General features: G+C 43.1%; 22 protein-coding genes. 17 read left to right on the forward strand and 5 right to left on the reverse strand.

Annotation, left to right across the window (positions count from 1 at the left end; genetic code table 11):
- Nucleotides 1-66 precede the first annotated feature (66 nt).
- On the reverse strand, nt 67-2,349 hold the full coding sequence (gene nrdA / locus HUO09_RS04005; RefSeq protein ID WP_167412801.1) for a class 1a ribonucleoside-diphosphate reductase subunit alpha: 2,283 nt from the start codon (nt 2,347-2,349) through the stop codon (nt 67-69).
- A gap of 463 nt (nt 2,350-2,812) precedes the next feature.
- Nucleotides 2,813-3,526, reverse strand: a complete 714-nt coding sequence (gene ubiG / locus HUO09_RS04010; protein ID WP_188233041.1) for a bifunctional 2-polyprenyl-6-hydroxyphenol methylase/3-demethylubiquinol 3-O-methyltransferase UbiG — start codon at nt 3,524-3,526, stop codon at nt 2,813-2,815.
- Nucleotides 3,527-3,897: 371 nt separating this feature from the next.
- Between ubiG and gyrA the strand changes: the two genes are divergently transcribed.
- From gyrA to HUO09_RS04060, 10 genes are all read left to right on the forward strand, one after another.
- Nucleotides 3,898-6,546 carry a DNA topoisomerase (ATP-hydrolyzing) subunit A gene (gyrA, locus tag HUO09_RS04015; protein WP_188233042.1) on the forward strand — a complete coding sequence of 883 codons (2,649 nt, stop codon included), beginning with the start codon at nt 3,898-3,900 and terminating at the stop codon, nt 6,544-6,546.
- A gap of 410 nt (nt 6,547-6,956) precedes the next feature.
- Nucleotides 6,957-7,136, forward strand: a complete 180-nt coding sequence (locus tag HUO09_RS04020; RefSeq protein WP_167412804.1) for a hypothetical protein — start codon at nt 6,957-6,959, stop codon at nt 7,134-7,136.
- 310 nt (nt 7,137-7,446) lie between these two features.
- Nucleotides 7,447-8,043, forward strand: a complete 597-nt coding sequence (gene ribA, locus HUO09_RS04025; RefSeq protein WP_167412815.1) for a GTP cyclohydrolase II — start codon at nt 7,447-7,449, stop codon at nt 8,041-8,043.
- Nucleotides 8,044-8,196: 153 nt separating this feature from the next.
- Nucleotides 8,197-9,456 carry an imelysin family protein gene (locus tag HUO09_RS04030; protein ID WP_188233043.1) on the forward strand — a complete coding sequence of 420 codons (1,260 nt, stop codon included), beginning with the start codon at nt 8,197-8,199 and terminating at the stop codon, nt 9,454-9,456.
- A gap of 131 nt (nt 9,457-9,587) precedes the next feature.
- The gene (locus HUO09_RS04035) at nt 9,588-10,970 is read left to right on the forward strand and encodes a di-heme oxidoredictase family protein (protein WP_188233044.1); all 1,383 of its coding nucleotides are present in this window, start codon (nt 9,588-9,590) and stop codon (nt 10,968-10,970) included.
- Nucleotides 10,971-10,994: 24 nt separating this feature from the next.
- Nucleotides 10,995-12,026, forward strand: a complete 1,032-nt coding sequence (locus HUO09_RS04040; protein WP_188233045.1) for an imelysin family protein — start codon at nt 10,995-10,997, stop codon at nt 12,024-12,026.
- The gene (locus HUO09_RS04045) at nt 12,016-13,095 is read left to right on the forward strand and encodes a DUF1513 domain-containing protein (RefSeq protein ID WP_188233046.1); all 1,080 of its coding nucleotides are present in this window, start codon (nt 12,016-12,018) and stop codon (nt 13,093-13,095) included. The genes HUO09_RS04040 and HUO09_RS04045 overlap by 11 nt, the downstream gene beginning before the upstream one ends.
- Nucleotides 13,096-13,164: 69 nt before the next feature.
- On the forward strand, nt 13,165-14,718 hold the full coding sequence (locus tag HUO09_RS04050; RefSeq protein ID WP_188233047.1) for a murein L,D-transpeptidase: 1,554 nt from the start codon (nt 13,165-13,167) through the stop codon (nt 14,716-14,718).
- 212 nt (nt 14,719-14,930) lie between these two features.
- A complete protein-coding gene (locus HUO09_RS04055; RefSeq protein WP_188233048.1) occupies nt 14,931-15,479 on the forward strand; it encodes a YcbK family protein in 549 nt (182 codons plus the stop codon).
- Between the two features lie 65 nt (nt 15,480-15,544).
- Nucleotides 15,545-16,201 carry an MBL fold metallo-hydrolase gene (locus HUO09_RS04060; RefSeq protein ID WP_167412811.1) on the forward strand — a complete coding sequence of 219 codons (657 nt, stop codon included), beginning with the start codon at nt 15,545-15,547 and terminating at the stop codon, nt 16,199-16,201.
- Here HUO09_RS04060 and HUO09_RS04065 read toward each other — a convergent pair.
- On the reverse strand, nt 16,195-16,872 hold the full coding sequence (locus HUO09_RS04065) for a DUF2982 domain-containing protein (protein WP_167412812.1): 678 nt from the start codon (nt 16,870-16,872) through the stop codon (nt 16,195-16,197). The genes HUO09_RS04060 and HUO09_RS04065 overlap by 7 nt on opposite strands.
- 220 nt (nt 16,873-17,092) lie before the next feature.
- Between HUO09_RS04065 and HUO09_RS04070 the strand changes: the two genes are divergently transcribed.
- The 6 genes from HUO09_RS04070 (at nt 17,093) to HUO09_RS04095 (ending at nt 23,051) form a co-directional block, all read left to right on the forward strand.
- Complete coding sequence (locus HUO09_RS04070) at nt 17,093-17,488, forward strand: MarR family transcriptional regulator (protein ID WP_188233049.1); 396 nt, start codon at nt 17,093-17,095, stop codon at nt 17,486-17,488.
- Between the two features lie 399 nt (nt 17,489-17,887).
- Nucleotides 17,888-18,982: a TRAP transporter substrate-binding protein gene (locus HUO09_RS04075; RefSeq protein ID WP_167412435.1), complete on the forward strand. Its 1,095-nt coding sequence runs from the start codon at nt 17,888-17,890 to the stop codon at nt 18,980-18,982.
- A gap of 111 nt (nt 18,983-19,093) precedes the next feature.
- Nucleotides 19,094-19,633 (forward strand): TRAP transporter small permease subunit, encoded by a 540-nt coding sequence (locus HUO09_RS04080; RefSeq protein WP_188233050.1) that lies wholly within the window; start codon nt 19,094-19,096, stop codon nt 19,631-19,633.
- Nucleotides 19,634-19,645: 12 nt separating this feature from the next.
- Nucleotides 19,646-20,929 (forward strand): TRAP transporter large permease subunit, encoded by a 1,284-nt coding sequence (locus HUO09_RS04085; RefSeq protein WP_167412433.1) that lies wholly within the window; start codon nt 19,646-19,648, stop codon nt 20,927-20,929.
- A gap of 135 nt (nt 20,930-21,064) precedes the next feature.
- Nucleotides 21,065-22,429 carry a cache domain-containing protein gene (locus tag HUO09_RS04090; RefSeq protein WP_188233051.1) on the forward strand — a complete coding sequence of 455 codons (1,365 nt, stop codon included), beginning with the start codon at nt 21,065-21,067 and terminating at the stop codon, nt 22,427-22,429.
- The gene (locus HUO09_RS04095; protein ID WP_167412431.1) at nt 22,413-23,051 is read left to right on the forward strand and encodes a response regulator transcription factor; all 639 of its coding nucleotides are present in this window, start codon (nt 22,413-22,415) and stop codon (nt 23,049-23,051) included. The genes HUO09_RS04090 and HUO09_RS04095 overlap by 17 nt, the downstream gene beginning before the upstream one ends.
- A gap of 69 nt (nt 23,052-23,120) precedes the next feature.
- Here the strand turns inward: HUO09_RS04095 and HUO09_RS04100 are convergent, their stop codons facing one another.
- Nucleotides 23,121-23,600, reverse strand: a complete 480-nt coding sequence (locus HUO09_RS04100) for a MarR family transcriptional regulator (RefSeq protein WP_167412430.1) — start codon at nt 23,598-23,600, stop codon at nt 23,121-23,123.
- Between the two features lie 382 nt (nt 23,601-23,982).
- Between HUO09_RS04100 and HUO09_RS04105 the strand changes: the two genes are divergently transcribed.
- Nucleotides 23,983-25,560, forward strand: coding sequence for a BCCT family transporter (locus tag HUO09_RS04105; RefSeq protein WP_167412429.1), 1,578 nt, complete (start codon nt 23,983-23,985; stop codon nt 25,558-25,560).
- 80 nt (nt 25,561-25,640) lie between these two features.
- On the opposite strand, the gene HUO09_RS04110 is transcribed toward HUO09_RS04105, so the two are convergent.
- Nucleotides 25,641-26,357, reverse strand: a complete 717-nt coding sequence (locus HUO09_RS04110; RefSeq protein ID WP_167412428.1) for a 3'-5' exonuclease — start codon at nt 26,355-26,357, stop codon at nt 25,641-25,643.
- Nucleotides 26,358-26,361: the final 4 nt, after the last annotated feature.

Below are 26,361 nucleotides of genomic sequence, written 5' to 3' on the forward strand. Positions count from 1 at the left end.
CATCCATTTTGCCCTTTGCCTTCGTCAAAGGGCATTCAAATCAGTTAAAAATTCGAGTCAATTAGATTAGATCTTACAACCGCCGCCAGCGCAGTCGTCATCTTGTGGCTGCACCACGTCTTTTTGATCGTCTTTCGCACCATCACGAGTGTTATGGTAGTACAGCGTCTTCACACCAAACTTGTATGCAGTCAGCAGATCCTGAAGCAGTTTCTTCATTGGCACTTTGCCAGATTCAAACTTGCTCGGGTCGTAGTTGGTGTTCGCTGAAATAGCTTGGTCAACGAACTTCTGCATAATACCAACTAGGTGTAGATAACCATCGTTAGAACCAATGTTCCAAAGCAACTCGTAGTTTTCTTTGTATTTAAGGAACTCTGGTACAACTTGCTTCAAAATGCCGTCTTTTGATGCTTTTACCGATACGTAACCACGAGGTGCTTCAATACCGTTAGTTGCATTCGAAATCTGAGAAGATGTCTCAGAAGGCATCAGTGCAGTCAGAGTTGAGTTACGTAGACCGTGCTCCATGATTTCTGTACGTAGCGCGTCCCAATCGTAATGAAGTTCTTCATCACAGATTTTATCGAGATCACGTTTGTACGTATCGATTGGTAGCAAGCCTTTCGCGTAATTAGTTTCGTCAAATAGAGGACACTTGCCGTGTTCTTTCGCTAGCTGTACGGAAGCTTTTAGCAAGTAGTATTGCATTGCTTCAAAAGTACGGTGTGTCAGAGCATTTGCGCTGCCGTCTGAGTATTTAACGCCATTCTTCGCTAGGTAGTATGCGTAGTTAATCACACCTACGCCAAGCGTACGACGATTCATAGTTGACTTATAAGCGGCTGGTAGTGGGTAGTCTTGATAATCTAACAAAGCATCAAGCGCGCGAACCACTAGGTCTGCTAGCTCTTCAAAATCGTCTAGATTTTCAATCGAACCTAGGTTGAATGCAGACAGAGTACAAAGTGCAATTTCACCATTGTCATCTTCAACGTTAGTTAAAGGTTTGGTTGGTAGTGCAATTTCCAAACATAGGTTTGATTGACGAACCGGAGCCACACTCGCATCAAACGGACTGTGAGTATTACAGTGGTCAACGTTCTGAATGTAAATGCGGCCTGTTGAAGCTCGTTCCTGCATGAGTAGCGTGAACATTTCAAGAGCTTTAACAGTTGTCTTCTTAATCGACGTATCGTTCTCGTACTTCACATATAGACGCTCGAATTCTTCCTGATCTTGGAAGAAGGCATCGTAAAGTCCAGGTACGTCAGAAGGAGAGAACAGAGTGATGTTTCCGCCTTCAACTAAACGTTGATACATCAGTTTGTTTAGCTGAACACCGTAGTCCATATGACGAACACGGTTTTCTTCAACACCACGGTTGTTCTTAAGAACGAGTAGAGACTGAGCTTCGCCGTGCCATAGAGGGTAGAATACAGTTGCTGCACCACCACGGACACCGCCTTGAGAACAACATTTCACTGCTGTTTGGAAGTATTTGTAGAATGGAATACAACCTGTGTGGAAAGCTTCACCGCCACGGATTTCTGAGCCCAATGCACGAATACGGCCGGCGTTGATACCAATACCTGCGCGTTGAGAAACGTAACGAACAATTGAGCTCGCTGTTGCGTTAATAGAATCTAGGCTGTCACCACACTCAATCAGAACACATGAACTGAACTGACGGGTAGGGGTACGTACACCAGACATAATTGGTGTAGGTAGAGAAATCTTGAATGTTGACGTCGCATCATAGAAACGCTTGATGTATTCCAAACGTGTGTCTTTTGGATATTTCGCAAACAAACATGCTGCTACAAGAATGTATAGGAACTGAGCACTCTCATAAATCTGACCTGTTACGCGGTTTTGTACAAAGTACTTACCTTCAAGCTGTTTGACTGCAGCGTATGAGAAGTTTAGGTCACGACGGTGATCGATGAAGCTGTCTAGCTTGATGAAATCTTCACGCGTGTAATCTTCCATTAAGTGCTTGTCGTATTTGCCCTTTTCCACCATCGACGAAACGTGGTCTAATAGTGTTGGTGGCTCATATTGACCATAAGCTTTCTTACGTAGGTGGAATACCGCTAATCGAGCAGCTAAATATTGGTAGTCTGGACTCTCTTCAGAGATCAGGTCAGCTGCTGATTTAATAATCGTTTCATGGATGTCTGATGTGGTAATGCCATCGTAGAACTGGATGTGAGCACGAAGTTCCACTTGTGATACAGAGACATTTTGTAGGCCTTCAGCAGCCCATGTGATCACTCGATGGATCTTATCCAGATCAATAGTTTCTTTGCGGCCATCACGCTTTGTGACAGTGAGTTGTTGGTTCATTCTGCTTCATTTCCCTAACAAAACTGATTAAAACCGTTTTTATATGTAATTCTTGTAAAATTATTAACGGTTTTGTGATTATGCTCTTCCTATATGTAGTGGCCTAGACACTACATATAGGGGTGCATCAGTGTTCGAGTTACAACATAGTGCTATAACCCCTTTAATGCAAGTTACAGTTTAGGGGAAACTTTGTGGATAACTTTGAAAATGAAAAAAAACGTTAGTAGCCACTAACTGATGATCTAAGAACAGAGTTGATTGTAAAAAATCGAGCTTTCAAGATTGGTTTATTCGTAACCGATCGAAAAAAAATTTCCTTGATCTTTAACTAAAAATTCGAGCCAAATTTTGTTGATTCAAAATGGAACACAATGCACGAAAAACGTGCATAAAAATGAAATGTTTCTCGAAGAAAATGAGGGTTAAAAAACCCTCATTTTTGCGACCAGAATATTTACCATCAGAACAAACGTGTGTGAACGATGTAGTTCACATCGACATTTTTCCCTAAGCGATAGCTATCAGTTAGCGGGTTATAGAGAAGTCCGGTAATACCTTGCTCTTTAAGGTGCGTTTGATCGACCATTTTAAGTAGCTCAGAAGGACGGATAAACTTCTCGTGGTCGTGGGTACCGTCAGGGACAATCTTCATTAGCTTTTCCGCCCCTACAATAGCAAAAAGATACGACTTAATGTTGCGGTTCAAGGTAGAAAAGAAGACGTGACCGTTCGGTTTGACCAATGCTGCGCAGGCCTGAACGACTGAAAGCGGGTCAGGGACGTGTTCCAGCATTTCCATACAAGTCACCACATCATAGGTTTGTGGGTTTTCTTTTGCGTGTTCTTCGATTGTACTCTGAATATAAGTGAGCTTAGTTCCCGTCTCTAATGCGTGAAGACGAGCAACCTCCAGAGGTTCTTTGCCCATATCTAAGCCAGTCACTTCTGCGCCTTCACGAGCCATGCTTTCTGCCAAAATGCCTCCACCGCAGCCAACGTCCAGTACTTTCTTGCCAAAAAGACCATCGGCTTTGTCGAGAACGTAATTGAGACGAAGAGGGTTAATCTGGTGAAGAGGTTTGAATTCGCCTTCTAGATCCCACCAACGAGAGGCCATGTCCTCGAATTTTTTTATTTCGTTAGGGTCGACGTTTTGATTTTGAGTTGTCGTCATAGTGAATTTGCCTTTAATACTCATCCGTGGTTACGTTGGCATTATAACGTTATGAGTAAATCAAACCAGTTGTTCTCTGTTGGTTTAACCAAGATTTGATTGTTTCGTAAATATATGGGTAAAAATTAACCATTTATCAGTTGGATATGGGAGAAGTGTGTAATTTCTCCACATTTTAGAGGCAACAAACATCACAACCTGATAAAAGGGCAATGAAAGTTATGCCGAACCGTTATAAGTTGTGTTATATTTTTTCACCTTATAAGTATCAATAATATCTGGAAATTGGAAAACAGTGTCTATTCGGCTTATTTATAGTAATAGCTCACTGTCTGGATATACCGATCAAACTATAGAGGGATAAAGGCTCTATGAGCGATCTAGCTAAAGAGATCACGCCCGTAAACATTGAAGATGAGCTTCGAGGTTCATACCTAGACTATGCGATGTCAGTTATCGTTGGTCGTGCTCTTCCAGATGTGCGTGATGGTCTAAAACCAGTACACCGCCGCGTTCTATTTGCTATGAACGTGTTGGGCAACGATTGGAATAAACCATATAAGAAATCTGCCCGTGTGGTAGGTGACGTAATCGGTAAATATCACCCACATGGTGATAGTGCTGTATACGATACGATTGTACGTATGGCACAGCCGTTCTCACTTCGCTATATGCTAGCGGATGGTCAAGGTAACTTCGGTTCAATTGATGGCGACTCTGCTGCGGCAATGCGTTATACCGAAGTCCGCATGGCCAAAATTGCCCATGAATTGTTGGCTGATTTAGATAAAGAAACGGTTGATTACGTAGATAACTACGATGGTACTGAGCAGATTCCTGCAGTATTACCAACTAAAGTTCCTAACCTGCTTGTGAATGGTGCATCAGGCATCGCAGTAGGTATGGCAACAAATATTCCGCCACACAACTTAACCGAAGTTGTGAATGGATGTTTGGCATTCATCGACAATGAAGACATCACTATTGATGAGTTGATGGATTACATCCCAGGACCAGATTTCCCAACCGCTGCATTGATTAGTGGTCGTAAAGGTATCATCGATGCCTATAAGACTGGTCGCGGTAAAGTTTACATGCGCTCTAAAGCTGATATTGAAGCGGATAAGAGTGGCAAAGAGACCATCATCGTTTCTGAAATTCCGTACCAAGTGAACAAAGCTCGCTTGATCGAGAAAATTGCAGAACTTGTAAAAGATAAGAAAGTTGAAGGCATCAGCGCACTACGTGACGAATCTGATAAAGATGGTATGCGTATTGTTATTGAATGTAGACGTGATGCAGTAGGTGAAGTTGTTCTGAATAACCTATATGCAAACACTCAACTTCAAACGACTTTCGGGATAAACATGGTTGCCCTTGAACACGGCCAGCCAAAACTGTTTAACCTGAAAGAGATGATCAAGTGCTTCGTTAACCACCGTCGTGAAGTGGTGACTCGTCGTACTATTTTCGAATTACGCAAAGCTCGTGAACGTGCTCATATCCTTGAAGGTTTAGCACTAGCATTGGCAAATATCGATGAAATTATCGATTTGATTCGTAAAGCTCCAACGCCAGCAGAAGCAAAAGTTGGCCTGATTTCACGTGGCTGGGATCTAGGCAACGTAGCGGCAATGCTTGAGCGTGCTGGTACAGATGCAGCTCGCCCTGAGTGGTTAGAAGCTCAGTATGGTATTCGTGACGGTCAATATTTCTTAACAGAGCAACAAGCTCAGGCGATTCTAGAACTTCGTTTACACCGTTTAACAGGTCTAGAACACGAGAAGATTCTTGATGAATACAAACAGCTTCTAGAAGAAATTGCAGAGCTACTGCATATTCTTAGCAGCACAGAGCGCTTGATGGAAGTCATCCGTGAAGAGCTAGAAACGGTTCGTGATGCTTTTGGTGACGCACGTCGTACAGAAATCACAGCAGCAAGCCATGACATTGATATGGAAGAGCTGATTGCTCGTGAAGATGTTGTTGTGACTCTATCTCACGAAGGTTATGTGAAGTATCAGATTCTAAGCGATTATGAATCTCAACGTCGTGGTGGCCGTGGTAAGAGTGCAACGCGCATGAAAGACGAAGATTATATCGAACGTCTACTTGTCGCGAACACTCATGACAACATTCTATGTTTCTCAACGCGTGGTAAGACATATCGTCTGAAGACGTATCAATTGCCATTAGCGAGCCGTACTGCTCGTGGTAAGCCAATTGTTAACTTACTGCCACTTGCAGAAAACGAACGTATCACAGCGATTCTGCCTGTAACTGAGTTCAGTGAAGATAAATTTATCTTTATGGCAACCGGCGATGGTACTGTTAAGAAGACGTCTCTAGACCAGTTCGCTAACGTGCGTGCAAACGGTCTGATTGCTCTTAACCTACGTGATGAAGACTCGCTAATCGGTGTTGATATTACAGACGGTAACAACGACATCATGTTGTTCTCGCAATCAGGTAAAGTTGTCCGATTCAACGAGCAACAAGTTCGTGCAATGGGACGTACTGCAGCTGGTGTCCGTGGTATGAAACTGAACGGCGATGATCAAATCGTTTCTCTGATCGTTCCTAAGACTGACGGTAACGTGCTGACAGTAACCGAAAATGGTTATGGTAAGCAGACTGTTCTAAGCGAATACCCAGCGAAGAGCCGTGCAACACAAGGTGTTGTGTCTATTAAAGTCTCAGAGCGTAACGGTCTCGTTGTTGGTGCGGTTCAAGTGGAAGAAGGCGACGAATTCATGATGATCACTAACGCAGGTACACTAGTACGTACTCGTGTTGCTGAAGTGAGTCAAGTTGGTCGTAACACTCAAGGTGTAACACTTATCCGTACAGCGGAAGACGAGAAAGTTGTAGCACTACAACGAATCGAAGAAATTGAAGAATCTGAACTTCCTGAAGGGGAAGAGGGTGATGAAGTCGTTGATTCGTCAGTAGAGTCGGCGGATACCGTTGACATTGAGAGTGATGATTCTGGCGCTGATAGTGAAAGTGAATCAGAATAAATAATCTTCACCGTATAAAAAGCCGAGTATTTAATACTCGGCTTTTTTTATCTAATAAATTTTCAACACCACTTAATTGAAATATCTACGTAAATAAAAAGCCCTAATTAAGTCGAAATCCAAATAAATAAAATATTAGTATTTATTAATGTATAGCCAATAGATAATAAATGATAAGACGTCACATTAGAGCGCAGTAACTATGAATAAACAGCAGAATTCTACACAGAAATCTTAGTGATCATTAGGCTAAGGTAATTGATCTATCTGCATATTTTGGATCAAAAATGCTCCTATAAAAAATCAAATGTAAAGTGTGATGATAGTTCCATTAATATGTTTTTTGTCACAAAATTGAATTTTAAATGGTATTATTTTTGAGAATTAATGCTTATTAATGGATTAAGGCAGTGGACCAACTGATGATTTATAAATTGAAAGAAGCTTTTCATGAGCAAATTAGTTCTCTGCAACCATATACTTCTACTCAGTCTAAACCAACGTTATCGTTATTAACTGCAGAAGAATTGAAAGAGCTAGAACAGATTTGGATTGACTTCACTATGTGGAAAAAAACTCAGAAAAGCTAAGTCAATCTAGTACTTTTTACCCAGCTTAATACAGCTGGGTTTTTTATTGCCGTTTTTCCAAATTGTTATATTATAACAACAAAGCTTAATGAATCTTACAGAGCGCGTTTCTATAAGTTACTTGAGTGGATAAAGAGATTATGATCTTTTCATTGAAAACTAGCGGGCCAATCCCCATAGTTATGGCAAGATTAACTGATTCGAATGCATGGACTCTCGACGTGGCTGAGCATTAGCTCTGCTAAATATGAGAAGAAGATAAATTATTACCACTGTGCATAAGTAATGTTTGAGTGAAGTGAGTACAGATATGGCGGAAGTAAGAGCCAGAGTTGACTTTAAGGTCGGCGCTAAAAGCAGCATTGATGCTGAAATCCTCTCTTTCAAAGGATTAAAAACAGATAAAGAGCACGTTGCTGTTATCTTCAAATCCGTTGATAAGTCCCAAGAGATTCCATTAGTCCGTATGCACTCGGAGTGTTTAACTGGTGATGTATTCCATTCGTCGCGTTGCGATTGTGGTGAGCAGTTGGAAGAAACCATTGAAAAGATGGGTGAGTTTGGCGGAATTATTCTCTATCTGCGTCAAGAGGGCCGAGGTATTGGTCTTTATAACAAGATCGATGCTTACCGCTTACAAAGCCAGGGGATGAATACCTACGAAGCCAACAATCATTTAGGTTTTGGCGACGATCTACGAGATTTCACTGAAGCGGCACAAATGTTAAAAGCCTTGGGTGTAAGTAAGATTCGATTGATTACTAATAACCCTAAAAAAGTCAACGAACTAAAGCAGCATGGTATTGAGATCGTTGAAGTTGTTAATACAGCTGCCCATATTAAATCAGGCAATGAAAGCTATTTAAAAGCAAAAGTCTCACATGGAAAGCACAACTTAAAACTTTAATTGTTCGTCACTTTTGCATAAAAAAACCTCACTTCGGTGAGGTTTTTTTTGTTACAGCTTGCAAATAAATTGTAAATTTGTATTATTCGTAACTAATAGTGCAAATGATAATAATTAGCACTACCATTAAAGTTGCTCAACAAGGATGCTTCAATGAAAGTGAAATCGTTTTTAGTCCAATCTATCGCCGCTTCTTTAACTTTAGCGAGTGCTGCAAGCATGGCCGCAGTTACCCAACAACAAGTTGTAGAAAATTATGCAGATATTGCGCACGCAGTATTCGCTGACTCATTGACTACAGCAAAAGGGCTTGAAAAGTCAGTGAATGCTTTTCTAACTGCACCTTCAGAAACAAATCTACAAGATGTTAAAAAGGCTTGGCTAGCTGCGCGCGTACCGTACCAGCAGTCTGAAGTTTTCCGTTTCGGTAACGCAGTCGTTGATGACTGGGAAGGGCAGCTAAACGCTTGGCCTTTGGATGAAGGGTTGATCGATTACGTTGCGACCGATTACCAATATGAACTTGGCAATGAAGGCGCAAGTGCAAACATTATTGGTAACAAGGCTATCACGATCGGCGCAACGACAATTGATGCATCTACCATTACACCTGAACTCATTGCCAGCCTGAACGAAGTTGGTGGTTCAGAAGCTAATGTAGCATCTGGATACCATGCCATTGAGTTCTTGCTTTGGGGGCAAGATCTAAACGGTACCAACCCCGGTGCTGGTGAACGTCCTTATACCGATTATGTTCAAGGTGCTGAGTGTACTAATGGTCACTGTGACCGACGCGCTCAATACTTAAAAGCTTCAGTTCAGCTTCTTGTACAAGATCTAGAGTGGATGGAAAAGCAGTGGTCAGCATCAGAAAAAGGCAATTACCGTCAAGAGCTTCTTTCAGACTCAGCAACCAATGGCATTCGTAAAATGTTGTTCGGCATGGGTTCTTTGTCTCTTGGTGAGTTAGCTGGTGAGCGTATGAAAGTGGCGCTAGAAGCCAATTCTACTGAAGATGAGCACGATTGTTTCTCTGACAACACGCATAATTCTCACTACTTTAATGAACAAGGTATTTACAACGTTTACACGGGGTCATATTCACGTGTAGACGGTTCTAAACTTTCAGGGGCCAGCATTAATGATTTAGTCGCTGACAAAGATTCATCAACGGCGAAAGATATCCTGGCTCAGTTTGAAGCCTCTCGTGTACAAGTGGGTGAGTTAGTGAAATCAGCTGAACAAAACAACCAGCACTTTGATCAGCTAATCGCAGCTGATAATGCTGAAGGCAACGCACTGGTCAACAAGGCTATTGCTGGTTTAGTTGCTCAGACGGCTTCTATTGAGCGTGCAGCAAGTATTATCGGTATCGATAATCTTAATCCCGATAGCGCCGACCACGAATTTTAATTCCGATGGCCAATGAGTTCTCTCAGAGAGTTTAATGATGAAGAGAGAACTCATCTATACCCAATCACAAGACCTTCAAACGAGGTTCCACTGATTGGGTTTCTTGCTTTTTAAATGATGAGAAAGACGTAATGAAGTCGTATTTTTCAGTACTAATATTGAGCTTGGTCTCTTGCTATGCTTTGGCTGAAGATGTGAAATCCGGTGGCAGTACCAGTACAACGAAATCTGGTCCTAATGCTTATTCTCTGCCAGCATCAAACTTGCCAATGGCAAAGCGCTTAGATTTTAGTGTGGGTAACAGTTTTTTTCGTAATCCCTGGGTTCCTGCTCCTTCATCAACCGACGCCCGCGATGGTCTTGGTCCTCTTTTCAATACCAATGGTTGTCAGAATTGCCATATCAAAGACGGACGCGGTCATCCGCCTGAAGAAAATGATACCCAAGCGGTTTCTATGCTTGTACGTTTGAGTATTCCTGCCGAAACAGCAGCACAAAAAGCCATTTATGATCGGGCAGGCGTAGTACCTGAACCCGTTTACGGTGATCAGCTACAAGACTTCGCTCTTCCGGGGAAAAAAGCGGAGGGCTCGATTGAAATTACATACGATGAAGTCGTGGTCAAGTTTGCCGATGGTACTCCTGTACTATTACGAAAACCGAACCTTTCTATTCAAAAACTAGGTTATGGCTCCTTGCATCCGAAGACTCAGTTTTCTGCGCGTGTCGCTCCGCCTATGATTGGCTTAGGTCTGTTAGAAGCCATTCCAGAACAGACGATTCTTTCTTGGCAAGATGAGAACGACACTGATGGTGATGGAATCTCTGGTCGTGTAAACCGAGTGTGGGATGTCCGTGAAGATAAAAAGGTCATAGGGCGTTTCGGTTGGAAAGCAGGGCAACCTTCGCTCATGCAGCAAAATGCCGCAGCTTTTAATGGTGACCTAGGGTTGACCAGTAGTCTCTTCCCAAAAGAAAACTGCAGTGTGCATCAAACACTTTGTCGTCAAGTTCCTAACGGTGGCGAACCAGAAGTGAGTGACAATATACTCGGCTTCGTAGAATTTTATTCGCAACACTTAGCCGTACCAGTGCGTCGAAATGTGGATGATCCTAAAGTACAGCACGGTAAAAAGCTGTTTGCCGAAGTAGGATGTAATCGCTGTCATAAAACACAAATTAAAACGGCGAAGTTAGAAGGCAGGCCTGCTTTGTCAGAACAAATTATTCATCCATATACTGATTTACTGTTGCACGATATGGGTGAGGCTCTAAGTGATGATCGCCCAGAAGCCCTTGCATCAGGTAACGAATGGCGAACGCCGCCGCTATGGGGCATTGGTTATACAGAGGAAGTGAATAACCATACTTACTTCCTTCATGACGGACGAGCACGAAATCTTATGGAAGCGGTGCTTTGGCATGGGGGTGAAGCTCAATCTGCCAAAGAAAAAGTACTTCAGTTCAATAAGCAAGAACGAGAAGCCTTAATCGCATTTTTAAATTCTTTATAAAGTCATTCTTTGTTAGGTGTTTATATGACCTTCAAACAGTTTCTGCCAAGTATATTGGTACTGAGCTTAACCGCTTGCCAGACAAGCCAGATAACTTCGCACGCGCAGCAAACCCAACACGTAAGCCAAGCTACTTACTTGGTGGAGTATCAAGCTGCAAATCATTTTTCTTTGCAGGCCCATTCATTAGCCGAGGCGTTTTCTGAGTACTGTCAGACAGATTCCGTGGACATCGCGGAGACCAAACAACAATGGCATAGCACTATGCTTGCGTGGATGGCATTACAAGGTCAGGAGCGGGGACCTGCTGATGCTCTTGCTCAAAGTTGGAATGTGCAATTTTGGCCAGATAAGAAAAACACTACTGGTCTGAAAATGGGGGCGCTAACTAAGCAGGATAAAGCTTGGACGGCCTCCGACATTGCTGAAAACAGTGTCACGGTACAAGGTCTTGGCGCGATTGAATGGTTACTCTACGATTCCAAATCGCCGCTGACCACTTCGAAGGTTAAGGCATGCATGTCAGCTACGGCAATCAGTGAAAATCTGGCAAACAGAGCAGATACCATTGAAAAGGCGTGGCGCACAAACCCTTGGACAAAACTGGATGCTCAAACATGGAGATCGGAATACATAGCGCTGTTATCTAATCAGCTAGAATTTTCCATGTCTAAGTTAAGCCGTCCTCTAGCGAATATCGGTAAACCTCGCCCATATTTCTCTGAATCATGGCGATCTAAAACGTCTCTGTTCAACCTACAAGCCAATATTGAAGCGATGCAAGCGCTGTATTTATCTGATGGCGATGGTTTAGACAAAATGCTGAGAGACCGTGGGCTGATTGATTTAGCCGAACGCGTGAAAACGCAATATGCGAACCTTGTTGCGACGTGGCCTGAAGAGGGCAGTTTGTTCGACCTGTTGCAAACAAAAGAGGGATACCGAACTGTATTGTCTCAGTACAACAAATTGGATCAACTTAAGTACTTACTGCATGACGAAGTATCTGTGGAATTAGACGTAGTGATAGGATTTAACGCAACCGATGGTGACTGATAATACTCGCCGCTCATTGCTGAAAGCGGCGCTCTTCGGTGTTTGCACGCCGGTAATTCCATTTGGTTGTGCAAGCAATAGTAATCAAAATCGAGCTGTACTAGTGGGCTGCGCAGTCAAAAATCGCAATCAATTTAGCGCGGTTGTGGCTGATAAGCACGGGCAATCCATTCTTCAGTTACCTTTACCTGCTAGAGGGCATGGGGTCGCTATTCATCCTCATATGAGTCAAGCCGTTGCCTTTGGCCGCCGTCCGGGTGAGTTTATGATGGTTTTTGACTATCAGAGTGGCGAGATGATAGCGCTCAATTCGTCCGGTTCTCAGCGACATTTTTATGGGCATGGTGTGTATTCCAATGATGGCTTCTGGTTGTTTGCTACTGAAGGTGAGAGAGGAACCAGTAGGGGGATCATTGGTGTTTATGACGTTCAAAAAGGCTACCAGAAAATCGATGAGCTGACAGGGTTTGGTATTGGTCCACATGAGGTGATTATGATGCCTGATGACACTCTAGCGATTGGTGTTGGTGGTGTTCATACGAATGGCAGAGCGCCTTTAAATATCGAGACGATGAAGCCAAGCCTTACCTATCTGTCTATGAATGGAATGGTATTAGAACAGGTTTCATTACCTGATCATCATTTAAGTATTCGTCATCTTGCTCATGACGGCAGTGAAACTGTGTTGTGTGGGCAACAATATCGTGGGCAACCAGAAGATACGCCGTCATTGATTGCCATGCATACCCGTGGTGGAGAAATGCAGCCTTTGCTTGCTGAACCTGAAGAATGGGCTCGGTTTAATCATTATATTGCAAGCATAGCGGCTACGGATAAATGGATACTGGCTACATCTCCGGTCGGCAACTGCTATGGTATTTGGTCGAAAGAGACTCGTCGCTTAGTTGAACTGGCTCCTTTACCGGATGCTTCAGGTGTTGTTGTGCATGGTGACCAGTTTCAGGTAAGCTCAGGTGCTGGGATGGTAGTGAGAAATCAATATCCTCATGGCGCGGAAACAAGTGTATCAAATGTGCAATGGGATAATCACTGGTCAGCAATTGTTTAATTTTGTCATAACAATTGACTATTTCTTTGCCATACTCAATTTATAGGTTGTTGAGTTAGGCGTCGTTATATGAAGAAAAATCGTTTTTTTGCAGTGTTGCTTATTTTGTTCAGTGTTTCGATTTCAGCAGCAGAAAAACGGCTTTCTGAATTGGGTTGGATTGAACCTGATTCACCGGTCTTGTCACTGTTAGCATATCCGCAACGAGTTGAGCATATATATCAAGAAAATAATGCTCAACTCATTTGGATCGATTTAGTCACCATTAAAAAGTTCGAGCAGCAACTTGAAGTCATTCATCGCGCTGGTATCAGTCCACTGCTTGATAGACGTCTAGGATACTTGCAAAAGTACCGTGAGAAGAATGCGTGGTTTGAGTATGACTTACTAGCCACCGATACGCTTATCATGTATCTGAGTTACGCAGAGCAGGCAACCAAGCTAGGGCAACAATGGTTCTTTGAAGGTAAAAAACTCACATACACCCTCCCATTACCTAGTGAAAATGCCTTTGTTTCTCTAGAAGTCGCTGTGGCCACAAATGGTATTGCTGAGCTGGTTCAGTCTTATACGCCTAATGATGTGTCATACAAGCCTCTGATGACGGCATACAATGCTCTGCTTGAAAAAGAATCAGAGTCTATTCCTCGTTATAACCAGAAAGGTTTAATAAAACCGGGTGATAAACTTGATGACAGAGCGTTGTTGATCGATCGCCTGTCTCTCGTCAACATAGATATGAGTCACGTGAGTGACAGTGTCACATGGTATGACAACAGTCTGATGAAAGTGGTTAAACGATTTCAACGAATGCATGGCCTCAAGTCAGACGGAATTATAGGTCCAGACACGTTAAAATGGATCAATCTTTCAGTGAAATCCCGCTTAGCCCTTCTGGCTTTGAATGCGGAACGCAGTCGCTTATGGTCACAGGAAGAAGATACTGTGATTGTGGTCAATATCCCCGGTTTTGAAATGAAATACTGGTATTCCGGTAAACCCGTATTTTCGTCAAAAGTGGTGGTGGGAAGTGTTAAACGCCCAACCCCATTAATGTCGATTAAGCTTGATTCCGTGATTTTAAATCCTACTTGGAATGTGCCCAGAAAAATCATGGTGGAAGATATCCTTCCACTGGCGAAAAGAGATGCAAACTATTTTAGTCGCCACCATATTGAAATTATTAAAAGCTGGAACTCAGACAAGATTTTGGATCCCAAAGGGATAGATTGGACAAGTGTCGACCCAGACACATTCCCGTACCGAATGCGCCAGCAATCAGGACGTCAAAATGCTCTGGGTTTGTACAAATTTAATACGCCGAATGCCCGTGCTATTTATTTACACGATACGCCAAGCAAACATCTGTTCAACAGTCCATCGAGAGCGTTCAGTTCAGGTTGTATTCGTGTTCAGGACGCGTCGATTTTTGCCGCTAAAATATTCGAAACTCAGGGTATTGATGAATCCAAACTGAAAGATGAGCAGAAGCCCAGCAACAAGTCGATTGCTTTGAAGAAGCGAATCCCTGTTCACATCATCTACCAAACTGTTTGGTACGAAGGCGGAAGTCTTCAGTATAGGGACGATGTTTACCGTTTGGATGCTCAAGTCCGTGGATGATCGGCAAAGGGCGGCAATCCAGCCGCCTTTGTAATTCACTTCAAAGTTTACTCAAAATTTACACAATAAAGTTTTTCTTTATGTTCAATCACTAAAGCTATAAATCACCGTATAAAGAGATTTTGTGCACAAAATATGCATTTGACCTTCACTGGCGAGTCCGTTAAGTTTCGCGCTCTGTTTGAAATTTAATCAGTAGTAAAGGTGTTGGTTTGATTGTATCTCGACGTGATTTTTTGAAATATGCTGGAAGTGGTTTAGTGGTTGCTGCCTGTTTGCCTAACATTGCACAAGCCTCTCTTCCTGATGAACCTCGTGTTTTAGCGCTGAATAACCTGCACACGGGTGAAACGTTAGAAAGCTGTTATTTCAATGGTCAACGATATGTGCGTTCAGAACTTAAAAGACTCAACCACATCTGCCGAGATTTCCGTCGTAACGAAGTTCATCCTATGGATAAAAAGTTGTTCGACCAGCTAACTCGTATTCAAACTTTACTCGGCTGCGAAGCTGAAGTGCAGATTATTTCTGGTTACCGCTCTCCGGCAACGAATGAAATGCTTCGTCAAAACTCAAATGGTGTCGCGCAGAAGAGCTTCCATATGATGGGAAAGGCATTCGATTTCCGTCTTGATGGCGTTTCGTTGAAACAAGTTCACGAAGCTGCACTAAGCTTAAAGGCGGGCGGTGTTGGCTATTATCCTCGTAGCGGCTTTGTACACATTGATACTGGTCCAGTGCGTAACTGGCAAGGCGCGTAGCTTGTCAAACTAAGGCTCTAGTGGCATAGTTCGAACAATTTCGAATATCGAACAAGGTTTGTTTTATGTCTTTACAATATCAAGTTGTCCCCGTGACGAGCTTCGCTCAAAACTGTTCAATCGTTTGGTGTGATGAAACCATGGAAGGCGTTGTTGTCGATCCGGGTGGTGACGTCAAACAATTGAAAGCGATAATCGATGAGCTGGGCGTGAAAATCCTTCACATTGTGCTTACTCATGGTCACTTAGATCATGTTGGCGGTACGGAAGCATTGGCTGAACAGCTTGGCAATATCGATGTTGTTGGTCCACACAAAGCCGATAACTTCTGGCTACAAGGTTTAGAAGGCCAAAGCCAAATGTTTGGTTTTCCACTCACAGAACCGTTTGAGCCAAACCAATGGCTGAATGAAGGTGATACGGTAACTTTCGGTAAACAGACACTCCAAGTCATTCATACACCGGGCCACACTCCGGGCCATGTTGTTTTATTTAGCGAACAAGCGCGACTGGCTTTTGTTGGTGATGTACTGTTCCACGGTAGTATTGGTCGTACAGACTTCCCTCAAGGGAATCATGGTGAATTGCTCAACTCTATCAAAACCAAGCTGTGGCCATTAGGTAATGATGTAACCTTTATTCCGGGACACGGTCCGAAATCAACATTCGGTCATGAGCGATTACACAATCACTACGTTGCTGATGAAATGCCACTTTATTGATCGAAATTTTCTGGCTCGGCGGCTGCAAGGTAGCGCCGAGCTAACCCTACAAATTCTTCTGCACTTCTGTCTAAATCATTGGCAGAGATAAAAACGTCATAATCGTAATATTGACGTTGATACTTCATTCTATTTGCCAACATAGCCATTAATCCTGAGTAGCTTTTAGTTGCAGACTCTTTGTACTGCTGAGCATCCAACACCATATCTTCAAATTTCGTTTCCTGATTTTTTTGTCGAGCGCCTAGATAGAGCAGAGCACGCTGACTTAAAAGGATTTCAGAGGCGATGCGCGGACAAATACTGTCAAGGTAAGGAGAGTAGTGTCTGAGTTTGATGCCAATCCATGGCAACGGATGATGCCATCCATCTTGTTCGAACGTACAAATGCCGATTTTACTAATGTTATTCCAACGTAAAACCCAGCCACCACGAAAAAGGTGCTGCTGAAAGTGAGTTGCTGTGAAGGTGTAGCCAACTCGACTTTTTCTAATCAACCAGTATCCAACCACTAACAATACACAAATAGCGATAACAGCGACTAAAGCTTGTCGCCAACTGGGTGACCAAATAACAAACCCCAAAGCCAAAAAAGTAGCCGCGATGACTACCCATCTCACATAGGGAGAACGCAAGTCAAAGTGATGATTGGCAATATGAATACTCTGCATAGAAATAACATACACTCTCAATAAAACTGTTTTTATCCTCAGTATTACAACTGTGGCACACCAAAATATACATGTATAAATTGTAGCCATAAACGTGCGATAGATGCATTTTTGCGGGAGAACTTGACCTCAATGCTACAAATGACAGCTGAATTTTGGTATAAAACGCGCTTCAAATTTTCACCACTGCGAAAAAAGCAGTGAAATGGAGACATACTCGATGAGACTTGCTCATAAGCGCAAAGTGCAGGCTAAACTGCAAAAGCGTGTTAAAGCGACTGTAGCGAACCTATCTTCAGCAACGAAAACTGCGAAACCTGCAGCTGAAAAGAAAGTTGTAGAGAAAAAAGTAGCTAAACCAGCGGTTGAAAAAGTTGTTGCTCAATCAGCAGCGATTAAAGTTGACGTAGAATTAACGCCTAAGCAACAACAGGTTCTTGATATTGTTGTTAAAAATGCGGAAGGCATTAATCCTAAGTCTATTGGCCTAGAAGCAGGTCAAGAAGACGCTAAAGCGGCTTCTTGGGCAACAGGTGCACTTAAAAAACTACTTGAAGAAAACCTTGTAGTGAAAGAGCAGTTAGCGGGTAACAAAGTCATCTACAAAGCGGTGTAGTTTATTTCGCAACTTCAATCTTTAAAGCCCCGGTATCACCGGGGCTTTTTCATTTCGGCTTCCCAACCCAATTTAAAATTTTAAATTGCACTTAATGTCCTCTGTCACAGTTTCGAAAACAAAACGTAAATTTTTGATCTGGAAAAGCAGTTACGTAGAAATTCAAAGTCTGAAAATTTCATCTTCAGTAAATAATATTTAAAACATATAGATACAAACTTCATGGTGTATAGAGTACGTATATATACGTAAGACTATGGTTTTATATGGTGCTCGTGATGTTATTTCTTTGCGTAATCATGCTCATTTTTTATTGATCAAAGTTCACCCAGAGTGTGTGGTGAACTGAAGTGCTGCTGAAGTACCACTGCACTGACCAATAACAAAAGGACGTGAACAATGAGTCTGATTCATCAATCTGTAAAACGAGTTATGACAACGAGTATGGTAGCGCTTACAGCGTGCTTTGCTCTACTGTCAACATCGGCGTCTGCTGATGAAAAAGTGTACCGCTTAAAGCTAGCTGAAACATGGGGACCAAACTTCCCGATTTTCGGCGATGCAACGAAGAACATGGCTGCGATGGCAAAGAAAATGTCTAACGGTCGCCTGCAAATTCGCATCGACTCAGCTAACAAACACAAAGCGCCGTTAGGCGTGTTCGACATGGTGAAGTCAGGTCAGTATGACTTGGGTCACTCCGCATCTTATTACTGGAAAGGCAAGGTTCCAAACACGCTTTATTTCACTTCTATGCCATTCGGTATGACTGCGCCTGAACAATACGCTTGGTTCTATCACGGTGGTGGTATGGAGCTGATGGAGAAAGTGTATGAACCTCACAACATGCTGTCTTTCCCTGGCGGTAATACCGATATCCAGATGGGGGGTTGGTTCCAAAAAGAGATCAATTCACTGGAAGATCTTAAAGGTCTGAAAATGCGTATTCCTGGCTTTGCTGGTGAAGTGCTTGCTGAACTGGGTGCCAAGCCAACGAATATCGCACCGGGCGAGCTATATACCTCGCTAGAACGCCGTACAATCGATGCACTTGAGTGGGTTGGTCCATCTCTTGACTTACGTATGGGCTTCCACAAAATCGCTCCTTACTACTACACAGGTTGGCATGAGCCAGCTACAGAGTTGCAGTTTCTAGTGAACAAACGTACTTGGGAAAAATTACCTGAGGATCTGCGTGAAATCTTGCGTGTTGCAATGCGCACGGCTGCTTACGACATGTATGCACAATCTGTACATGAAAGTGGTAAGAACTGGGTTTCAATCAAAACTGAGTATCCAGACGTAAAAGTAAAAGACTTCCCACCAGAGGTAATCAAAGCACTTCGTGATGCAAATGGTCGCCTACTTGCAGATCACGCAGCTAAAGATCCACTAGCGAAAGAGATTCAAGAGTCACAAGAAAACTATCTGAAACAAGTTCGCCAATGGACTGATATCTCTATGCGCGCGTATCTAAACAACGAAGCACAGTAGTTTTAATTAAAAGCTGCTGAGAAGCCCAAGAAAATATAACTAAGCTCCGCTAGCTCATTCCAGATATACAGGGTTAAGCGGAGCATATTTGCAAATTCCATGGAGTCGGGAATGAGAAGTCTCATCTATATCGAAAGACTGTTTAATCGCATCAGCGATTTTCTTGGTTGGTTATCCAGCATTCTATTCGTACTGCTTGTGGCGAACGTGGTTTACGACGTCATTATGCGATACGCCTTTAATGACGTATCTATTGCCTTTCAAGAGCTCGAATGGCACCTGTTCTCTGCCGTGTTCATGCTTGGTATTCCGTATGCGCTAAAAGCGGGTGGTCATGTTCGGGTAGACATCTTCTATGAGCAACTCTCTAACAAAGCACAAGCAGTCATCGATCTATTAGGCACTCTTATCCTGTTACTTCCGTTCTGTCTGCTGGTGGCTTACTTCGGTATTGATTATGCCAAAGAGAGTTATGAGCTTGGTGAAACATCGGGTGACCCGGGTGGTTTACCTCATCGATGGATTATTAAAAGCCTAATTTCAGTGGCGTTCTTCTTTATGGCAATGAGTGGTATCGGCATGATTCTGCACTCGCTGAACCGAATCGTGAACCCACAGCTTTTGCATACCAACTTTAAAGATTCGAAGTAAAAGGAAAAAACAATGATCGGAATCGTGATGTTCTTTGTAGCGCTATTTGCACTACTTCTAGGTTTCCCCGTTGCTTTTACCTTCGGAGGAATCGCACTGATATTTGGTGTTTGGGCGGAAGGCATAGAAATGTTTGCTTTTATGCCGTATCGAATTCAATCCATCATGCAAAACACCGTGTTGATGGCCGTGCCGCTGTTTGTATTTATGGGTTTGGTACTGCAAAAAACACGCTTAGCTGAACAGTTGCTGGAGTCTATGGGACGCCTGTTTGGTGGTGTGCGTGGTGGTATCGCCATTTCAACCGTATTGGTCGGCGCTCTGCTTGCCGCATCAACCGGTGTTGTTGGTGCTTCAGTGGTGGCGATGGGGCTAATTTCTTTACCTGTGATGCTGAAATATAACTATGACAAAGGCCTTGCTTGCGGAACGATTTGTGCGTCGGGAACACTGGGACAAATTATTCCACCCTCTATCGTGTTGATCTTGCTTGGCGATGTATTGGGTGTACCTGTTGGTGACTTATTCCAAGCTGCATTGTGGCCGGGTTTGGTCTTGGTTGGCGCTTATATTGTTTACATTCTGATTTACTCAAAAATGAATCCAGAAGCTGCAATGCCTATTGGCCGAGATGAATCTATTTCTCGCAAAGAAGAAGTGATTACTGCCTTAAAAGCGGTGATACCACCATTGGCACTGATTATCGTGGTTCTTGGCTCCATATTTGCGGGTGTTGCCACACCAACTGAATCAGCAGCATTGGGTGGTGCTGGTGCTTTGATCCTTGCGATGCTTTACGGTCAATTTAGCTGGAAGATGGTGTATGAAGCGTCAAAAGAGACGGTCAATGTAACAGCGATGGTGTTCGCAATTTTGCTTGGCGCGACAGCATTTTCTATGGCATTTACCTACACGGGTGGTGACATTCTAGTTGAAGAGTGGATGCTATCCATTCCCGGTGACAAATGGGGCTTCCTCATTGCAACTATGATTGTGATTTTGATCCTCGGATTCTTTATCGATTTTGTCGAAATCTGTTTCATCATCGTGCCGATTCTAGCGCCTGTTGCGAGTACGCTCGGTATTGAAATGACTTGGTTTGCTATCTTAGTGGCGATGAACTTACAGACATCTTTCTTAACGCCACCATTTGGTTTCAGTCTGTTCTATTTAAAAGGAGTAGCACCGAAATCCGTTACTACCATGGATATTTATAGAGGCGTAATGCCATTTATTGCGATTCAGATATTGGTGTTGGCTTCGCTTTTAGTCTTTCCAGAATTCTACGGAATGTGATCCAATTCTTGGTTGTACAATGAATTGGTCAAACACACCTTAGAAGTTGCTAAAGTATTGCAGCTTACTGATTGTCGAACTCTCGGCGGCCAGTAAGCTGTTTTTATTTTTGCAAAGAGATCTTTGGGAAACGGAATGCCTTTAAAAGCTAAACTGATACTGCTGACGTTATTGCCCCTGCTTCTTGTGACCGCAAGTATTAGTTGGATCTCAATTCATCAGGCGAAAACACTTGGCCAGCGTGAAGTTGAAATTTTTCGCATCAATCTAATCAAAGCACGAGAAACAGCACTTAAAGATAGTGTCGATCTCGCGCTGGATTCGATCTCTCATATCTATAACAACGATTCTTTACCCACAGAACAAGCGCAAGAAGAAGTGAAAGCGATTCTAACTAAGCTTCGTTATGGCTCTGATGGTTACTTTTTTGCGTACGATGGTAATGGTGTCAATCTGGTTCACCCCATACAACCAGAATTAATCGGTCAAAATTTACTGCGTTTGCAGGACAAAGAGGGCGACTTCCTGATTGAAGCTCTTCTTTTTCAGGCACAGTCTGGTGGCGGTTTTCATCAGTATTTATGGCAAAAGCCGTCAACAAAAGAGACTGTAACGAAACTCAGCTATGTCGCGTGGTTGGACAAATGGCAATGGATGGTGGGCACGGGTCTCTATATCGAAGATGTAAGACAAGAAGTCGCATCCATGCAGTCGGCGATAAACAAAAACATCGAAACGACCTTCTTCTCTGTGATGGTGATTCTAGCGGTGACAATGGCCGTGATCATCGTGCTGACTCTGGCCATTAACCTTCATGAACATCGCCTTGCTGACAAGAACTTAAAAGAGCTGGCTCATAAAACGGTGATGTTTCAGGAGGATGAAAAGAAACATTTGGCACGTGAACTTCATGACGGCATCAATCAGTTACTGGTGTCGAGCAAGTGCCATTTAGAACTGCTCGATCATAAACTGAAAGGGGATACCTTAGTTTTGCATGTTGAAAAGGCGCAGCAATCATTGATGACCGCGATAAATGAAGTGCGGCGTATTTCTCACAATTTACGCCCTAGTGCTTTGGACGACATCGGATTGCAAGCCGCGCTTACGACATTGCTGGAAGATTTCCAAGCGCACTCAAATATTCAAATTGAGACCTTGTTTGATACCCAACCGGATAAACTGAAGTCGGAAGCAGCGACTACTTTATATCGGGTGGTTCAAGAGTCCCTAAATAATATTCGCAAACACTCCCAAGCGAAGAAAGTAACGGTGATTCTGCATCAAATGGGTAATATGCTTCAGTTAATGGTGAGAGATGACGGTGTTGGTTTTAACGTTAAAGAAGCGCTCAACAAGCGGGGAATAGGCTTGCGTAATATGCGTGAGCGCGTCGAGTTTATTGGCGGTGAATTTGAGCTAATCAGCGAAGCTGGTTTTGGTACAGAGATTACGGTGTTATTGCGATTGGATGGATTAGTGTATGGAAAAACCAATTAGAGTTGTCATAGTCGATGACCATCAGGTGGTGCTGGAAGGTTTCATGGCTCGTCTTGAATTGGAACCAGAAATAAAAGTCGTCGCCACTGCAAGTAATGGTCTTGAAGCCTTAGATGTGGTTAAACAACATCAGCCGGACGTCATTCTGATGGACGTCAGTATGCCGATAATGAATGGCATTGACGCGACTCGATTAATCAAAGAAGAAGTGCCTGATGCAAAAGTACTGATGCTGACTATGCATGATAATCGTGAGTACATAATGAAAGTGATGCAGGCGGGAGCCGTGGGTTATATGCTCAAAGAGATTTCTGCATCTAAGATGGTTCAGGCAATCAAAACAGTGAATCAAGGTTCCACGTATTTTTGTGAGTCGGTGACACAAACACTGTTCACTGGTGAAATCACACCCGCCATCAATAAACCTAACCCTCTGAGCCGGAGGGAAGAAGCAGTGTTAAAACTGGTTGCACAAGGTTGTAGCAGCAAGAAAATTGCGTCTCTATTGAACATCAGTTATCGCACAGTTGAGACACACCGACAAAATATTAAACATAAGCTGGATATACACTCGACAGCAGAGTTAGCTAAGTACGCGGTGCAACACGGTTTGTTGGAATAAATGTGCTTAAGAGTTTGTAACTAAAATAAAAAAAGGTTGGGATATCCCAACCTTTTTTCATTAAATCATCTATTCTTCATTTTTAGTGATGCTACCGATTTCGAGTAGAGGTGCGACGTCTATGTTTTCCGCATTCATCATTGAGGAAAGTCTTTGAACAGAGGAAAGCAATAGGCTTTGCTCCCAATCGGCGAGTTTTTGGAAACGCTGAACAAAGCTTTCTTGAAGTGGCGCAGGTGCTTGTTCTAACAACACTTTTCCGGACTCGGTGAGATGCGCGTGAACCTTACGTTTGTCTGCAACGCTACGAATACGCTGAACATAACCGTTTCGCTCAAGACGATCGAGTATGGTTGTTGCAGTGGCTTGACTCATATTCGTGTGCTTGGAGAGTTCTCTAATTGTGACTTCACCTAATTCTTTAATTGCACGCATGAGAATAAGTTGCGGCCCCGTTAAGCCTGCATTTTTGCTAAGCTTCTTAGAGTGTAGATCGATGGCTCTAATGATCTGGCGAATTGCCACTAGAACTTCTTCATGTTTTTCCACGGTTAGCTGTCCAGTAAAAGCGTTGAGATTTTCTAGCGCGACAATAGCGTAGTTGGTCGCTATTGAAAAGCATAGAAGTCAAACTTTTTATCTTTACAACGAGGCAATGTATAACTGGCTTAAATCATAATAATGTTTCGTGTACAAATCATATTGAATATCTTTTGTGGTGAAATATTAGTCGTTCAAACATAATTATTAATTAATATTGTGTTTATTTTGAGCTATTTGTAGATTTGAAAATGGTCACGTGTACAATGTAGACCTCTTATTGTTGAGTTAATAGTTATGAGTACAAAGTAATTTTTGGGACTTCAGTAAGAACTTACTTCTTACTCATAGTTATTTGAGTTCAATTTAGATTGATTCAAAGAGAGGACAAATGACAAAAGGTATTGATAAATACAGTATTGACAGTACCGACTATACGGTAGGTCAAGACAACATTCAGAAGTGGGGATTTGATGTCCACAACTCTGTATTCGGTATAAGCGCTGGCTTAATATTGCTGTTCTTGTTGACAATTTTAGTTGTCGACGCAGATACAGCAAAATCAGCATTGGACGGTTTGAAGTGGCAGATCATTGGGTCATTCGACTGGCTATTTATATGGGCTGGTAACATTTTTGTTCTTTTCTGTTTAGCCTTAGTAGTCTCTCCATACGGTAAAATTCGCCTTGGCGGTGATGATGCCGTAGCGGATCACTCATTTATCTCATGGCTCTCAATGCTTTTTGCTGCGGGTATGGGTATAGGTTTGATGTTCTGGAGTGTGGCTGAACCAGTCGCTTATTTTACAGGTTGGTATGAAACACCTCTCGGTGTCGCCGCCAACTCTCCAGAGGCTGCAAAACTGGCTCTGGGTGCAACAATGTTCCACTGGGGCTTACACCCTTGGGCGATCTACGGTGTTGTGGCGCTTTCGCTCGCGTTCTTCTGCTACAACAAAGGACTGCCACTCTCTATCCGTTCTATCTTCTATCCAATTCTAGGTGATAGAGCATGGGGCTGGGCAGGGCACATTGTTGATATTCTAGCGGTAATTGCAACGCTGTTTGGTCTTGCAACGTCGTTAGGTCTTGGTGCGCAACAAGCGGCTAGTGGTATCCATCATGTGTTTGGAATTGACGCTGGGATTGGTTTGCAGGTAGCCGTTATTATTGTTGTTACACTACTGGCAACCATTTCCGTCGTCCGTGGTATTGATGGTGGTGTAAAAGTTATCTCTAACATCAACATGGTCGTAGCGTTCCTGTTACTGATTTTGGTGGCACTGATTGGCTACACAGTTACCTTTGCCGCGATTCCGACCACGTTAATGTCATACATTGAAAACATTCTTCCATTGAGTAATCCACATGGCCGTGCTGACGAAGCGTGGTTCCAAGGTTGGACTGTATTCTACTGGGCTTGGTGGATTTCATGGTCACCATTTGTAGGTATGTTTATCGCTCGTGTATCTCGAGGTCGTACTATCCGTGAATTTATTACCGCCGTTCTTATTGTTCCAACAGTCGTCACTTTGATTTGGATGTCTGTGTTTGGTGGCTTAGCTGTTGAGCAAGTGGTCGACAAAATTGGCGAACTCGGCTCACACGGTTTGACGGACGTCTCTCTGGCGATGTTCCAAATGTTTGATAGTTTACCTTACGGTACTATGTTATCCATGATTGCGGTGATTCTGGTATTGGTGTTCTTTATTACCTCTTCAGATTCGGGTTCATTGGTTATCGATAGTATTACTGCGGGTGGTAAGCTTGATTCTCCTGTTGCTCAGCGAGTGTTCTGGGCAATGATGGAAGGCTTGATTGCGATTGCTTTACTTTGGATTGGCGGTACAGAAGCGGTACAAGCGCTGCAAGCCGGAGCGATTTCAACGGCGTTACCATTTACGTTTGTACTACTGTTGATGTGTGTCAGCTTAGTGATGGGCTTACGTACTGAAACGTTTAAACGATAGGTTATACAGCTCATAGTAAAAAGCCGCCTTTCGAAGGCGGCTTTTTTGTGCATGTTGGTTAGAGTTCAGAACACCAGCTCTTAACGCCAGAGTGTCCGAATATTTAGCTGCGGACTGTAATGATAAGCAACTTGAGCTTGGAAAAGTTCTGCGGTCGCGACAGCGTCCGTCAGGGCATGGTGAGGCGTGTAAGCAGGTAGACCATAGCGAGCTCTTGATTGTCCAAGTCGCACCGACTCTTGCTTTTTACCTTTTAGCTTATTCCATATGCCGCTGGTTGTTCTTTTCTGAATGAGGGATTCGATTTCCATCGTATCGACAACCGGAAATTCGATACCTTCATTGATTCTGAGCTTTAAGGCTTTATCCAGAAATTCACGTTCGATATGTCGGTAGTGAACCACCATGATTTTACCTGACAACTCAGCGAGTACCTCTTCCATAATACCGGAGAGATCTGGGGCATCGATGATGTCACTGTGGGTGATACCATGTATCACTACCGAATGTTCGTCCAGCTTTTGTCTTGGTCGTACTATCCAGTGCTTGGCTCGGTTGAGATATATTCGATTCAAGGTAAAAGGCACAATGCCAATGGTGATGATATCGTCTTTATCGGAGTCCAATCCTGTGGTTTCAAAATCCATAGCGATAAACTCAATATCGCTAATTGGTGTACTGCCATCGACCATTTCTGGCTGATAAAAGTTCTTTAGCAGCGGGTGAGTCACTACGTTTCTTTTGCTTTGATATTTGTAGGGCCAGTCAATACTTGGCGCCTGAAACAGACGTTTCATGGTG

This window comes from Vibrio sp. Y2-5 (genome assembly GCF_014596725.1).
Classification (GTDB): Bacteria; Pseudomonadota; Gammaproteobacteria; order Enterobacterales; family Vibrionaceae; genus Vibrio.

Bases quoted from the DNA above. Each gene is read 5' to 3' on its own strand.
- HUO09_RS04060 (WP_167412811.1), top strand. From the start codon at position 15,545: ATGTCTTTACAATATCAAGTTGTCCCCGTGACGAGCTTCGCTCAAAAC.
- HUO09_RS04040 (WP_188233045.1), top strand. From the start codon at position 10,995: ATGACCTTCAAACAGTTTCTGCCAAGTATATTGGTACTGAGCTTAACC.
- HUO09_RS04065 (WP_167412812.1), bottom strand. From the start codon at position 16,872: ATGCAGAGTATTCATATTGCCAATCATCACTTTGACTTGCGTTCTCCC.
- HUO09_RS04035 (WP_188233044.1), top strand. From the start codon at position 9,588: ATGAAGTCGTATTTTTCAGTACTAATATTGAGCTTGGTCTCTTGCTAT.
- gyrA (WP_188233042.1), top strand. From the start codon at position 3,898: ATGAGCGATCTAGCTAAAGAGATCACGCCCGTAAACATTGAAGATGAG.
- nrdA (WP_167412801.1), bottom strand. From the start codon at position 2,349: ATGAACCAACAACTCACTGTCACAAAGCGTGATGGCCGCAAAGAAACT.
- HUO09_RS04070 (WP_188233049.1), top strand. From the start codon at position 17,093: ATGAGACTTGCTCATAAGCGCAAAGTGCAGGCTAAACTGCAAAAGCGT.
- HUO09_RS04105 (WP_167412429.1), top strand. From the start codon at position 23,983: ATGACAAAAGGTATTGATAAATACAGTATTGACAGTACCGACTATACG.
- HUO09_RS04110 (WP_167412428.1), bottom strand. From the start codon at position 26,357: ATGAAACGTCTGTTTCAGGCGCCAAGTATTGACTGGCCCTACAAATAT.
- HUO09_RS04080 (WP_188233050.1), top strand. From the start codon at position 19,094: ATGAGAAGTCTCATCTATATCGAAAGACTGTTTAATCGCATCAGCGAT.
- HUO09_RS04085 (WP_167412433.1), top strand. From the start codon at position 19,646: ATGATCGGAATCGTGATGTTCTTTGTAGCGCTATTTGCACTACTTCTA.
- HUO09_RS04050 (WP_188233047.1), top strand. From the start codon at position 13,165: ATGAAGAAAAATCGTTTTTTTGCAGTGTTGCTTATTTTGTTCAGTGTT.
- HUO09_RS04030 (WP_188233043.1), top strand. From the start codon at position 8,197: ATGAAAGTGAAATCGTTTTTAGTCCAATCTATCGCCGCTTCTTTAACT.
- ubiG (WP_188233041.1), bottom strand. From the start codon at position 3,526: ATGACGACAACTCAAAATCAAAACGTCGACCCTAACGAAATAAAAAAA.
- HUO09_RS04090 (WP_188233051.1), top strand. From the start codon at position 21,065: ATGCCTTTAAAAGCTAAACTGATACTGCTGACGTTATTGCCCCTGCTT.
- ribA (WP_167412815.1), top strand. From the start codon at position 7,447: ATGGCGGAAGTAAGAGCCAGAGTTGACTTTAAGGTCGGCGCTAAAAGC.
- HUO09_RS04045 (WP_188233046.1), top strand. From the start codon at position 12,016: ATGGTGACTGATAATACTCGCCGCTCATTGCTGAAAGCGGCGCTCTTC.
- HUO09_RS04095 (WP_167412431.1), top strand. From the start codon at position 22,413: ATGGAAAAACCAATTAGAGTTGTCATAGTCGATGACCATCAGGTGGTG.
- HUO09_RS04075 (WP_167412435.1), top strand. From the start codon at position 17,888: ATGAGTCTGATTCATCAATCTGTAAAACGAGTTATGACAACGAGTATG.